This is a genomic window from Collinsella sp. CLA-ER-H7, from assembly GCF_040092345.1.
Classification (GTDB): Bacteria; Actinomycetota; Coriobacteriia; order Coriobacteriales; family Coriobacteriaceae; genus Collinsella.
Genome location: NZ_JBBNLT010000003.1, coordinates 1 through 13695, shown reverse-complemented (window position 1 = coordinate 13695; position 13695 = coordinate 1). Strand labels below are relative to the sequence as shown.

Genomic DNA, 13695 nt, shown 5'->3' with positions numbered 1-13695 from the left:
AAGGAGTCAACGTGTTTTCGTATATTAAGCGCCATTGGCCTGTCTACGTGATTTTGACCTTGATTGCCATTGCGTTAGGATTTGGGGCTGCCTACATCGTGGGTGCGAAGGGCTCGACCCCCGCCTCCGCAATCAGCGAAGAGGTGGAGCAAGAACAGAGCACGGGTGCCGATGGGATTCCTGAGTCCGAGCAGGCAATCGTTGATGGTGGATCTTCGTCTGCAGAGTAGATACGGCGATTTAAATGATTGAAAGCGGGCGAGCCGGGGGACTGGCTCGCCCGCTTTTTCATCGTGCTAGCGGTTCTTTGGGATCGACCTAAGGCGAGCGAACCATAGGGCTGCGGCACCCGAGGTCAGGAGCGCGGTGATGCAAGCGGCGATGGGAACTGATCCTGTTGCCGGTAGGTCCTGCGGTAGGGTACAGCGTTGAATGACGCTGTCCTCGTCATGTGACTCAAGTTTATCGCCGCCACCGTTGCGGCAAAGATCGACGCGCGCGCTGTTGGTGAGTGCGGTTTGGGGCGTATAAGCCGACGTTGCCTGCATATGTACGACTGCGCCCCGAGCGTCTGCACCAAGGATTGCTTTGGCATCGTCAAGGTCGTCGTGCTCATCTTTGAGATCATCGCGGGTCCAAGAATCCGCATCGCTTCGAGTCGTAAAGTTGGCGGCTACCGCACCGTATTCAATTCGAATGCCCGTTACGACGGTATTGGACGCAAGGTCGAGTTCTTTCGCCTCGAGTGTGGTGGATTCCGTGGTCGAGACATCCGCCTTCCAGAGGTGCCAGCCGTCGTAATCGACGAGGCGGCAATCCTCACCCAGACTCTCCCTTACTTCGTCGGACTCAAGCCAAGGGTTTTCGTGCCCATCGTCAAGTGTCGCGTTTGCCGGCTCATCGACGTCTGTCGAGTCCAACGGCGTCGTGCGATACCATACGTTGCACAGACCATTGAGGTCGCCGATGGCGACGGGGGTTTCGATTGAGATGAATCTCGCTGTGCCGTCTTTGGCGCACTCAAGATCATCGGTAATCGTAAACTCATCAACCCAAGTAGCGGAATCGTTTCGAGCATCGATGGTATAGGAGAAAAGCCCATCACTATTGGTTTGCGTCGTGGCGCGGTTTTTACCATCGCCGTTAGCCAACAGGCCCTTTTCGATAGGTTGGACAAGTTCCTGACACTTGTCGACCTGTCCCTTGATCTCGATGGGCGCATCCTTCATCGCGACGGGTTGCACTTCTCCCGTATCCTTTATTTCAAACGTTATCTCCTCGGCAAGGTCATAGGTCCGCGGAGACATCATTTCGCGCAACGAGTAGGTGCCGGGTACAAGATGTTCGACGCGGTGCGGCTTGTCGGATGAGGTCCAGGAGTCTATTTCGGTTTTATCGGGACCATATAAGGTGAGCTGTGCGCCTTCCACTTCCTGCTCGCCGCTTGCATCGACCTTGGAGATATCTACCTTGGTGTAATCGTCGGATACGTTAAGCCGCGCTTCTACAACGGGTGTTTTCTGGTCGGCATAAGTAAGGTCGACAATATGGGATGTCCGATCGAGTAAGAAGCCTGCCGGCGCTTGAGTCTCGACAACCTCGTAGCGTGCGGTGCCAGATCCCAGCGGGAGGTCGTCCGCGCGTGCTTCTCCAGTTTCATCCGTCGTGACGGCAGCGACAGTCTCACCGTCGAGCGCGGCAATGCTACCGTCGGGGCGCACGATATCACCCGAGGCACGGATCTCAAAGACGGCGCCCGCGAGGCTGCTGCCGTCTACGGCATCGGTTTTAACGATCCTGATGCTTCCCGTCGCGGCGTGGTCATAATACGAGGCGATTGCAACGGGCGTTAGGTTCATGTCAGCGGGTATGTTTACCTCGATCTCTTTGCCGACAAGATAGGGCTCTTTGGCCGAGGTCTCGCGTGCATAATAGGTGCCCGGCACGAGCGATTCGGGCAGTGTGACGGTCCCGGTCGCGTCAGTCGTAAAGGTGTCCATTACGTTATGTGCTGGATACCAGCAAGTTTGTGAGACAGGTTCGTGATTGCTGTCTAGGAGTTGGAAGGTGAATCCGGCTAGTGGAACAGAAGCGCCTGTTTGGGCATCGCGTTTTACAATCTGGAGATGCGTCGACAGCGCGTGGTTGTCCACGATATATTGAAGCTCGGCGCCGTTGGAAATCTGATTGGCCCCGACGGTCCATTCCCCTGCACGCTTAAAACCCTCGGGGACGGTTTCCGGAACCTCGCGAATCGTGTAGCCGGCACGGTCGTATGGGACAGCTCCGTGGACACCGGCGGGTCGCTTGCCTGTGCCGAACCATGCTTCGGGCTGATCTTTGGTGGAGGCAAAGCCATAGATGTTTGTGGTCAGTGTGCCAACAACCTGCTGAGAACTGTTGCTGACAACCTCAAAGACAACACCACCCGCCGGTTGCTCCAGGCCGGATTGGTCGCTATTGCCGTAATCCTTGAATTTGGAAATCTCAAGGTCAAACGCAATGGGGATATCGGAAATGCGAGATTCGATCTCGACTACGCCTGAATCGCCGAGCTGGTCGGCTCCAACGGTATAGGTCCAGCTGTCGTTGGATGGCAGGTAGCCCTCGGGGGCTTTTGATTCGTAGATGGTAAAGGTTCCTAAGGGGACATCGACGAGGGTAGCCCGACCGCTTTCGTCGGTCGTGAGGATTTGCGCCCATCCAGGGGTTGATTGCGACACACACGTGAACTCTGCTCCTGCGAGTGAAGATCCCACCTGGGGGCCGGCATTCGTCGCGGCATCGAGTTTTACGATACGCAGGTTGATGGTGCCGGGCTGTTCATCAATGGCGACCTGTCCACCGTCATTCCCCGTGGTAAAGGCGATGTGATCACGACGGGGGACATAGCCGGCCGGTGCCTTCGTTTCAACTAGGTAGTATGCCGTGTTGGGCAGAAGTGTTGCTTGCGCCCGACCGTTGCTGTCCATCTGGATGGTGCCGACATGCGCGCCGCTGGCGCTCTCAAAAATATCGAATGTTGCCCCGTCAAACTGATAAGTATTGTTTCCGCTGGTAATGGCGGCGTTTGCAGACTGTTTTTTGAAGGAAGCAGAGACCGCCGGCAGTACATAGAGCATGTCCTGACGTTTGCTGCCGCCCGATACGGCTCCTAGATAGCGTCGCGCGCGGTGCGGAGCGGCTTTGATGCTTCCTGATTTTGCGCTGTCGTGGAGCCACCGCGCCGCCGCCACGACTTCATTGTCAGTGGTAAAGTGCCCACTCTTGGTTTTGCCCTGAGCGGTCGTGTAAGAGTAAGTACCGTCGACATGGGTAGTGCCGTTGAGCATCCATACGGCAAGCTGGGTCGCGGCGCGGGCGCGATCGGGTGAAAGATGGTAACCGCCAAACGACGTGGCGGTAGGATATCCGTGACAAACGATTGCCGCGAACTCGTCGTCGAGCCACACCCAGCCTTGATCAAAGTTGAGCCATGGGCCGCCCGGCTTGGTGGGGCCGGGGCGCTCCTGGTTCATGCAGTAGGCAACCGAGGCGTCTTGAGCTTCATACTTGCCGATGAAGAAGGGCCCACAATCATCGCTAATAGTGCGGAAGCCGAGCTGATCGTAGCCATCGACGGCAAATGCGGCTCCCGGTGTCAGGCAGCCGAAAAGCAGGAAGAGGAGCAGGAGCAGCGGACCTGTTGCGATTGCGCTGTGGACAGAGTGCGTGGGTGCGTTGGACATGGCTGCTCCTTATCCCTCGTGCGCCGCATGGGGAGGTTGCGACGCGTAGGATGAGGCTACCCCCGAGGCTCATGCGGGTAAGTACCGGAGCCTGACCAAAAGCTTGCCCGATTTCTGACAAATCGAGCTCAAATACAACAATCAGATAAAAGTGCAGGTAGAAGATGGTAAGAAAAGAAAGACAAAGGTCCTCGTCTCCACAATTGACGCGATTTTCAAACGAATCTCCACAGCTAAAACAAGCATCGCCACCCTTGTATCGAACAAGACAACCGCGTTATACTATCCCCCACATATGCGGGCATCGCCAAGTGGTAAGGCATCAGCTTCCCAAGCTGACACTCGCGGGTTCGAGTCCCGTTGCCCGCTCCAGTAAAAAGCACAAGCACGGCAGCGTTACGTTGCCGTGCTTTTTACTACCAAGCGCCGGGACTCGAACCCGCCAGGGTGCGAGCGTTAAGCAAACGCGAAGCGTTTGTAGCGAGCAGGCGAAGGCGCCGACAGGCGCCTGAAGCCGGTGCGTATTTGCGAAGCAAATACGCGGATGTCCCGTTGCCCGCTCCATCGAGTACGGGGGACCTCGGGAACGTCGGGTCCAACCCGCTGTGCCCGTGCGTGTGCACGGACCGGGTCTGCCGACCGCAGCCGGTGCGGATTTGCGAAGCAAATGCGCGGACGTCCCGTTGCTCGCTCCAATTCCAAAATGTTAGGTTAATGCCTACTGCCCATACTTGCACCTGCGCACGGTACAATGGTTGGGTTACGACCAACGTGCCAATAACCAAAAAGGAGCCGCTATGATCGATCGCTATACCCGCCCGGAGATGGGACACATCTTCTCCCTCGAGAACAAGTACGCCATTTGGCAGGAGATCGAGGTTCTGGCCTGCGAGGCCCAGGCGGAGCTCGGCAAGATCGGTATTTCCAAAGACGAGGCCCAGTGGATCCGCGACCATGCCAACTTTGAGAAGGCGAAGGTCGATGAGATCGAGGAAGTCACGCGCCACGACGTCATTGCCTTCCTGACCAACATGAAGGAGTACATCGATGCCGATGTTCCCGAGGGCGACCCCAAGCCCAGCCGCTGGGTTCACTATGGCATGACCAGCTCCGATCTGGGCGACACGGCCCTGTGCTACCAGCTCACCCAGGCCTGCGACCTGATCATCGAGGACGTCAAAAAACTCGGCGAGATCTGCAAGCGTCGCGCCTTTGAGGAGCGCAACACGCTCTGCGCCGGCCGTACTCATGGCATCCATGCCGAGCCGATGACCTTCGGCATGAAGTTTGGCTCTTGGGCCTGGGAGCTCAAGCGCGATCTGGACCGTCTTGAGGATGCCCGCAAGAACGTTGCCTTTGGTGCCATCTCGGGCGCTGTCGGCACGTACAGCTCCATCGAGCCGTTTGTCGAGGAATATGTCTGCGAGCACCTGGGCCTGGTTCACGACCCGCTGTCCACGCAGGTTATTAGCCGCGATCATCACGCCTACCTCGCCGGCGTTCTTGCCACCACCGCGGCCACCTGTGAGCGCATCGCTACCGAGGTTCGCAATCTGCAGAAGACCGATACACTCGAGGCCGAGGAACCGTTCCGTAAGGGTCAAAAGGGCAGCTCCGCCATGCCGCACAAGCGCAACCCCATCACCATGGAGAAGGTCTGCGGCCTGTCGCGCGTCGTGAAGGCCAACGCGCAGGTTGCCTTCGACAACGTCGCCCTGTGGCACGAGCGTGACATTTCGCACTCCTCTGCCGAGCGCGTCGCCCAGGCCGACAGCTTCATCGCCCTCGACCACATGTTCCAGTGCCTCATCCGCGTTATCGACGGCCTGCAGCTGTATCCCGCTCGCATGATGGCCAACCTCAACAAGACACGCGGCCTCATCTTCTCCTCCAAGGTCCTGCTCGCCCTCGTCGACACGGGCATCACCCGCGAGGACGCGTACGCCATTGTGCAGGAGAACGCCATGGCAACCTGGCACGAGGTACAGGATTGTGTCTCCGGCCCTACCTTTAAGGAGCGTCTCGAGGCCGATCCGCGCTGCACCGTCAGCCAGGAGAAACTCGACGAGATCTTTGATCCGTGGGACTTCCTCACCCGTATCGACACGGTCTTCGATCGCCTGGAGCAGCTGAGCTTCGAGTAGGTTCGGGCATAACGTTAGCTTTTTAGGGCGCTTTGCTGGTAATGTGTGTTGCCGGCAAAGCGCCTCGTTGCATTTAGGGAAAGACGGGGATAATAGTCGTCTCGAATAACATTCTGAGAGGGGATCGCATGATTTCGTTTGATTACAAGCCTCAGGGCGTGTGTGCTCGCAATATTCACCTTGATCTTTCCGATGACGGCAACAAGGTGATGGGCGTTGGGTTTACCGGCGGCTGCGACGGCAATCTCAAGGCTATCTCCAAGCTGGTCGAGGGCGCTCCTGCCGATCGCGTAATCGAGGTTCTCGCCGGTAATACCTGCGGTATGAAAAAGACCTCCTGCGCCGACCAGCTTACACGCGCTATCGAGGCCGCTCGCACCGAGATCGCCTAATGGGTATCGCCGATCACATCAAGAACGGAATATCGCGTCGCGGCTTTGTACTCGGTGGGGCTGCCGCGGGCGCTGCCACGGTGCTTGCCGGATGCTCGAAAAAAACGGGCACCAGCGATGATGCCGCCGGCGAGCCGCAGGTTATCAAGGATGATTCCAAAATCATCTCGATTACGGATGAGTACGAGGCAGTCGACATCGATCTTGAGCCGGCGGCGTCATGGACGCTGCCTCTGGGTACGCTGCTGTACTACTGCGACGGCGATTACGCCGCGGCGATGATGGCGCCCGCATCGGCACTGCACGCCAACACACTCGGTGTGCTCAACCTGGGCGATGGCTCGCTTACCACATTAATCGAGGATCCTATCGAGGGCACGGGATATGCATTCTACGATGTCCGTGCCGGTGACGGCGTATTCGCGTGGGTTGAGATGAACTTTGCCAATTCATCGTGGAAGCTCTACGCTCAAAATCTGTCGGGCGCTTCGCTCTCTGGCGACGTGGTTGAGCTCGATCGAGGTGGCAAGGACTATGATCCGCCCCTGTTTACGGCGTTCGGGTCATCGGTCATCTGGTATAAAATGCCTTCGGCAGGCGGCAATAAAACGAGTAGCGATTCGTTTTGCTATCGTCGCTCGCTTGATGAATCCAAGGCCGGGGTAATTTGGAAATCGACGGGCCGCTTTGCATCGGCCCCGCGCGCGTGCGACGGCATTTTGACCATCTCGCCGCGTGTCCGCAACGACGAAGGCGTCTACTACGGCATAACGGCAATCGATCTGACCGACGGCAACAACACCAAACGTGCCCAGCTAGTTCTTCCCTCGTCAGTCTCGCCTTTCGAGGCCGTATACATGGGCGATACCTTCGTGTTTTCTATCGAGGCGACCTATAGTGGCGTGGGCAGCCTGGGCAACATGGGCACGTATATCGGTAATGAGGGAGGGCCGTATCTCTTCCTGTCCCGCGAGCCGCTCGCATGTGCAGCTGGCAAGAAGAATAAATACCTTGTTAAGGTACAGGCGTCGCATTTCCTGATCGACACCTCTGCCAAGACCTATGGCTCGCTGCTGTCGCCCGACCGCGCTTTAGAGTATGGCGATTATCCAGCTACGGCGGGAAAGTCGGACTCATTTCTTACGTACGCCACGGTACGCAACAGCCAGGGTATACCCGAGACGGTCACTGCACGCCTATTCTCTCTTTAAGCTTAGAGGGGTTAAAAAGGCGCCAACAGGGGAATAAACGCGTTGTAATTGTGAGTACCGCCCGCCGAGCTGCCGCGTCATAGCGGCATCCGGCGGGCTCAGGTGCGTTAAAATGGGCTTGTTCTTAGCTAATTGAGACAGGGGGGCCGTGTTATGGCTTCAGATGCAAAAAAGATTCTGCTGGTCGAGGATGAGAAGGCAATCCGTGACGCCGTCGCTGCCTATCTCGAGCGCGAAGGCTACTGGGTTGTGGGCGTCGGCGACGGCCAGTCCGCGATCGAGGAGTTCGAGAAGCATCAGTTCGACCTGGTCGTGCTCGACCTTATGCTCCCCAAGATCCCCGGCGAGCGCGTTTGCCGCACCATTCGCGATACCTCGGATGTTCCCATCATCATGCTGACTGCCAAGGGTGAGATCGAGGACCGTATTATCGGTCTTGAGCTCGGCGCCGACGACTATCTGATTAAGCCGTTCTCGCCGCGCGAGCTCGTCGCCCGCGTTCGCGCTCTGTTCCGCCGTGCCCATCAGGCCGACGAGCCCGCCGTCGAGGTACTCGACTTCGGCGATCTGGTCATCGATATCTCGGGCCACAAGATCTTGGTCGAGGGCAAGGAAGTCGACCTGACGGCTTCCGAGTTCAAGCTGCTCACCACGCTTGCCCGCCATCCCGGCCGTGTGTATAACCGCATGGAGCTGGTCGAGAAAGTGCTCGGGTATGACTTTGAGGGCTATGAGCGCACCATCGATAGCCACGTGAAGAATCTTCGCGCCAAGCTGGGCGATGATCCCAAGAAGCCCAAGTGGCTCTACACCGTCCATGGTGTCGGCTATCGCTTCGAGGCTCCGGCCAAGACCGATAAGTCGGACGAGAAATAGGGAAATCACATATGACACCTGCGCGCTTTGAAATCGGACAAAAGCACAAGCAGGAGAGCGAGGCGGGTTCCAAGGCTAGTTGGAACACGCCTCGTTCCGATTCACGGCCAACGATGAGCTATCCCTCGCGCATGGCACTTGCTTTTGCTCTGACATCGCTCATGACGGTATTGGTGCTGGTGGGCGTTGTCTCTGTTGTGTGGGGCACGGTCTTTTCGGATTACACACGCTCCAATATCGTCGAAATCGCAAATTCCGCTGCCGAGAAGTTGGCAACCTCATATGAGGAAAACGGCTCTTGGACCGCGGGAGAACTGCGCACGGTCGCAACGTCGAGTTTGGTTTCCGACGATCTGGGCATGCAGGTCGTCAATAAAAAGGGCGTGATCGTTTATGACGATTCCTGGCCCTCGGCAAGCGCCACCGCCGATGTACGCGAAAACCAGGCTACGACCGACGACACGAGCGGCAAGAGGGCATCGCATAGCCCGGTTTCGTCTGCTCCAACCGACTCCGATAGCGTTGCTGACGTCGAGATTGTAACGTCTTCCGGCGAGCATGTCGGTCAGGTAAAGCTGTGGGCCATCGGCTCCGACGCTCTGCTCACCAAGGCGGACTCTGCGTTTAGGGAGAAGACCTTTAACGCCATGGCCCTCGCCGCGGTTGTTGCAATCTGCATTTCGGTCGTTATCGGATCGCTCGTGTCGCGCATGCTCACCAAGCCGATTCATCGCATCACCAGTACCGCAAAGCAAATCCGTGACGGCGACCTGTCGGCTCGCACGGGACTGCGCGGTGATGACGAGATCGATCAGCTGGGTGAGACCTTCGATGAGATGGCCACTTCGCTCGAGAAGGATATGAAACACGAGAAGCGCCTGACCTCAGACGTTGCACACGAGCTTCGCACGCCGCTTATGGCCATGCTCGCAACGGTCGAGGCCATGCAGGATGGCGTGTATCCCACCGACGATGAGCATTTGGAGACCGTTGCTTCCGAGACGCGTCGCTTGGCTCGTCTGGTGCAGCAGATGCTCGACCTGTCGCGCATGGAAAACAGCGCGGCTCCGCTCAACCTTGAGCCGGTGGACATGGTTCCTTTCGTGCGTTCCATCGTCAATGCCCAGGAGCGCCTGTTTGTCGACCGCGATCTGCGCCTGCGTTTTGCGGACGAGACCCAGGGTCACGACGATGTCGTCGAGGCCGATCCCGACATGATCACGCAATGTGTTATCAACCTCATGAGCAACGCCATGCGCTACACCCCCGAGGGCGGTTGGGTCGTGGTGTCGGTGCTCAGTGACCGCAAGCACGTCAGCATTGCCGTTTCTGATACCGGTATCGGTATTGCCAAGGACGATCTGTCGCGTATCTTCGGACGATTTTGGCGCGCCGATGCCAGCCGCGCCCGCGAAGCTGGCGGCCTGGGCGTTGGCCTCGCCGTGACCAAGCAGATCGTCGAGCGTCACCATGGCTACATATCCGTGGAGTCGGAGCTTGGAAAGGGTACGACTTTTACAATTCATCTGCCCCGCGAGCACACGGCAGACGCGGCATCTACTACAATGGAGCACTAGCTTTTCGCTATTCGGTGAAGGAGGGGCCGCGTCCCTGCCGCTCCGAGTTTGCGAAAACATGCGGGAAAGAACCCGCATTTCTGTCGTATTTAGGTAAGGAGTGACTCACGTGACAACGATGGAGCGTCGTCCGGATTCCCGTGGCAAGGTTCGTGATATTTACGATGCCGGTGAAAACCTGCTGATGGTCGCCACCGACCGCATTTCTGCGTTCGACTTCATTCTTCCCGACGAGATTCCGTTTAAGGGAGAGGTACTCAATCGCATCTCGGCATTCTGGTTCGATAAGTTTGCCGACATCGTCCCCAACCATCTCGTTTCCATCGACCCGGCGGATTTCCCCGAGGAGTTTGCTGAGTATCGTGACTACCTCGCTGGCCGCGCCATGCTGGTTAAGAAGGCCCAGACGATTCCTATCGAGTGCATCGTCCGCGGCTATCTGACCGGTTCGGGCAAGAAGACCTACGACGAGAACGGCACCGTCTGCGGCATCCAGCTGCCTGAGGGCCTGACCGAGGCTTCCAAGCTTCCTGAGCCGCTGTTCACGCCGTCCACGAAGGCCGAGATCGGTGACCACGACGAGAACATCTCGTTCGAGCGTTGCTGCGAGATCGTGGGCGAGGACATCGCCACGCAGATTCGCGACCTTTCCCTCAAGATCTACAAGGCTGCCGCCGAGTACGCCGCGACCCGTGGCATCATCATTGCCGACACCAAGTTCGAGTTTGGTGTTATTGATGGCAAGGTCACGCTGATCGACGAGTGCCTCACGCCCGACTCCAGCCGTTTCTGGCCTGCTGCCAGCTACGAGGAGGGCAAGATCCAGCCTAGCTACGACAAGCAATTCGTCCGCAATTGGCTCAAGGCCAACTGGGATATGACGGGGGAGACCCCGCACCTGCCCGCCGAGGTCATCGATGGCACGTCCGAGCGCTATCGCGAGGCCTTCCAGATCATCACGGGCTCCCAGTTCACAAGCATGAAGGAGAACGCATAAGTGAGTACCCGTAGCGCCACGAACAAGCGCACGCAATCCCACGAAGTTACCGGGGTTGCGCGCAAGTCTGCCGCATCTGCTAAGCCCGCCCGCCAAGCAGCGAGCTCCGTTCGCGTCGTGCCGGCTTCGTCTAAGGCACGCCGCAAAGAGCTCGAGAAGGGCGAGAACCTCGAGGGCCTCTCTAAAGAGGAGAAGCGCGCCCGCAAGGCTAAGCAGCGCGCCAAGGAGGACCGCATCTATACGGTGTCGAATATCCTCCTCAAGCAGGACGAGGACTACACCAAGCGCCGTCGCATCTGGTGGATTGTGCTCGCCATTGGCATGGTGCTCGTCGTGGCAATTTGGGCCTCGCTGTACTTCGCTCCCGCTGGCATGGTGTCCAGCCCTGTCCAGATGGTCGGCATTGTTTTGTCCTACGTCATCATTTTGGGCGACTTTATCTATGACTTCGCTCGTATTCGTCCCTTGCGCAACATGTACCGCGCGCAGGCCGAGGGCATGTCCGAGAACAAGCTCAACGCTCTTATTGAGCGCGCGGCTGCCGAGGAGGACAAGAAGGACTCCAAGAAGAAGTAGCGTTTGCATACATACTTATCGCTAAGATATAAGGCGCGTCGTTTTTGCGGCGCGCCTTTTTACTGTTCTATAGATAGATGGAGTGGCACATGATTCGAGCTGCCCTGACGGTCGAAGAGGCTCTGGAGGGCATGAAGGCCCTGGAGCCCAAGATTAAAAACTACGCGCGTCTGGTCGTCCGCAAGGGCGTAAACGTCAAGCCCGGCCAGGAGGTCGTCGTTCAGTCTCCGGTCGAGTGCGCGCCGTTTGCGCGCGTGGTGGTCGCGGAGGCCTATGCTGCCGGCGCCGGCCACGTGACGGTCATTTGGGCCGATGATGCCGTGACGAGGCTCACGTACGAGCATGTCGAGAAAAGCTATTTTGAGCAGACGCCCGAGTGGAAGCGCATGCAGCTGGATTCCTTGGCCCAGGATGGTGCCTGCTTTGTCTTTATCGAGGGTGCGGATCCTGCGGCCCTCAAGGGCATCGATCCAGCCAAGCCGGCCGCGGCATCAAAGGCGAGGAATACGCAGTGCAAAGTTTTCCGCCGTGGACTGGATTACAACATCAATCCGTGGTGCATCGCCGGCGCTCCGGTCGTGGCTTGGGCGCACGAGGTGTTCCCGGGAGACGCCGATGAGGTTGCAATCTATAAGCTGTGGAATGCGATTCTGCACACCGCGCGCGCCGATGGCCAGGACCCAGAGAGCGACTGGGAACTCCATGACGCCGCATTCGAAAAGAACCTGCGTTTCCTGAACGACAATCGTTTCGACTACCTGCATTACAACGCGGCAAATGGAACCGATCTGACGATTGGCATGACGAAAGGTCACGAGTGGGCCGGCGGCAAGGGCAAGACGCCCGATGGGCACCCCTTCTTCCCCAACATTCCCACCGAGGAAGTCTTCACTTCGCCCGATCGCATGCGCGCCGACGGTATCGTGTACTCGGCCATGCCGCTCATCCATCACGGCAATAAGGTCGAAGATTTTTGGATTAAGTTCGAGGGCGGCCGCGTGGTGGACTACGACGCCCGCGTGGGCAAGGCAACGCTCGCAAGTATCATCGATACTGACGAGGGCGCTGCTCACCTGGGAGAGGTCGCGCTCATTTCCAAGAACACGCCGATCCGCGAAAGTGGTGTTCTGTTCTACGATACGCTCTATGACGAGAACGCTAGCTGCCATCTCGCGCTAGGTGTCGGTTTCCCCGAATGCATCGAGGGTGGGTATGACATGTCCAAGGAGGAGCTCCTGGAGCATGGCGTTAACGTCTCGAGCACGCACGTCGATTTTATGATCGGCACGGACGACATCGATATTACGGGCATTACGCCTGATGGACGTGAAGTTGTGATTTTCCAGAACGGCCAATGGAGTTGGGAATAGTCCCAGACCGTGGTACAATGCCACCCGCGGGCCGTTAGCTCAGCTGGCAGAGCAGGGGACTTTTAATCCCAAGGTCCAGGGTTCGAACCCCTGACGGCCCACCATAGAAAAGAAAGCGATCGACTCCGGTTGGTCGCTTTTTTGTTGCCGCGACATGGGTTCAAACCCGTCGGGGCGCGGAGCTGAGTAAACGCGTGAGCGTTTGCCAGCGCAGCGCGCAAGGCGAGAAAGCGCCGCAGCGGCCGCCTGCGAAGCAGGCTGAACCCCTGACGGCCCACCCAAAGATTGCCGAGACGGTCAACTTCGGTTGGCCGTCTTTTTTGTCGCCCTTTCATGGGTTCGAACCCGTATCTGTCTATATATAAGAACGCTTGGCGAACAAAACCTGCCTTTTACCGATGGGAAACAAATGGCTGATGCCTTTGGAGTAAAGTAGCGCTCCAGAGATGACCGATGTCTCAATACTCATAAAACAGCTGGTCATCGCCAATATCAGAAGCCAATGCTTCAGTTTTAACCTCAGTGATGCGACTGAGGGGCCTATTCATTTGTGAACAAAATATGGAGTGCGCGATTCCCGCCCACGGCGCCCCTCCGGTCTGGCAATATATCTCCTTGCCGCGCGGCCCGGTCGAACCGGATCAGCCGCGGGGCGTGCACCTTGAGAACCGGATACTGCGAGGATGGACACACCAGATGTGTCGCATCCGGGCAGACATCGAACCATTTGAAATGGTCTAACTTGGATTTGTTTTTCGCAAGGCCGCCGAGAGGCGGCCCCGAGAAATTCCTTTTCCTATACTAAAACCATATGAATCGAACGG

The 13695-nt window shown here is 57.8% G+C and carries 10 protein-coding genes and 2 tRNA genes; 11 read left to right on the top strand and 1 reads right to left on the bottom strand.

The genetic code is table 11. The annotated features are described in order from the left end of the window. Window positions 1–11: 11 nt before the first annotated feature. Window positions 12–230: a hypothetical protein gene (locus AAAX75_RS02440; protein WP_022094153.1), complete on the top strand. Its 219-nt coding sequence runs from the start codon at window positions 12–14 to the stop codon at window positions 228–230. A 66-nt stretch (window positions 231–296) separates the two neighbouring features. Here AAAX75_RS02440 and AAAX75_RS02435 read toward each other — a convergent pair whose 3' ends face one another. Beyond that, window positions 297–3728: a SpaA isopeptide-forming pilin-related protein gene (locus AAAX75_RS02435; RefSeq protein ID WP_349090978.1), complete on the bottom strand. Its 3432-nt coding sequence runs from the start codon at window positions 3726–3728 to the stop codon at window positions 297–299. 297 nt (window positions 3729–4025) lie between these two features. Between AAAX75_RS02435 and AAAX75_RS02430 the strand changes: the two genes are divergently transcribed. The 10 genes from AAAX75_RS02430 (at window position 4026) to AAAX75_RS02385 (ending at window position 12975) form a co-directional block, all read left to right on the top strand. Then, window positions 4026–4100: transfer RNA gene (locus AAAX75_RS02430), tRNA-Gly, on the top strand. A 425-nt stretch (window positions 4101–4525) separates the two neighbouring features. Further along, window positions 4526–5872: an adenylosuccinate lyase gene (gene purB / locus AAAX75_RS02425; protein ID WP_022093797.1), complete on the top strand. Its 1347-nt coding sequence runs from the start codon at window positions 4526–4528 to the stop codon at window positions 5870–5872. 128 nt (window positions 5873–6000) lie between these two features. Then, window positions 6001–6264, top strand: coding sequence for a TIGR03905 family TSCPD domain-containing protein (locus tag AAAX75_RS02420; protein WP_349090977.1), 264 nt, complete (start codon window positions 6001–6003; stop codon window positions 6262–6264). Continuing rightward, window positions 6264–7475, top strand: a complete 1212-nt coding sequence (locus AAAX75_RS02415; RefSeq protein WP_346979437.1) for a hypothetical protein — start codon at window positions 6264–6266, stop codon at window positions 7473–7475. Before AAAX75_RS02420 ends, AAAX75_RS02415 begins: the two co-directional genes overlap by 1 nt. 153 nt (window positions 7476–7628) lie before the next feature. Beyond that, window positions 7629–8351 (top strand): response regulator transcription factor, encoded by a 723-nt coding sequence (locus AAAX75_RS02410; protein WP_006236208.1) that lies wholly within the window; start codon window positions 7629–7631, stop codon window positions 8349–8351. Between the two features lie 11 nt (window positions 8352–8362). Continuing rightward, window positions 8363–9928 carry a HAMP domain-containing sensor histidine kinase gene (locus AAAX75_RS02405; protein ID WP_346979438.1) on the top strand — a complete coding sequence of 522 codons (1566 nt, stop codon included), beginning with the start codon at window positions 8363–8365 and terminating at the stop codon, window positions 9926–9928. A gap of 118 nt (window positions 9929–10046) precedes the next feature. After that, window positions 10047–10925, top strand: a complete 879-nt coding sequence (locus tag AAAX75_RS02400; protein WP_035136481.1) for a phosphoribosylaminoimidazolesuccinocarboxamide synthase — start codon at window positions 10047–10049, stop codon at window positions 10923–10925. Next, complete coding sequence (locus tag AAAX75_RS02395; protein ID WP_022093792.1) at window positions 10926–11501, top strand: hypothetical protein; 576 nt, start codon at window positions 10926–10928, stop codon at window positions 11499–11501. 89 nt (window positions 11502–11590) lie between these two features. After that, window positions 11591–12871, top strand: coding sequence for an aminopeptidase (locus tag AAAX75_RS02390; protein WP_161155894.1), 1281 nt, complete (start codon window positions 11591–11593; stop codon window positions 12869–12871). Between the two features lie 28 nt (window positions 12872–12899). Continuing rightward, window positions 12900–12975 (top strand) — tRNA-Lys (locus AAAX75_RS02385). The last annotated feature ends 720 nt before the right edge of the window (window positions 12976–13695 follow it).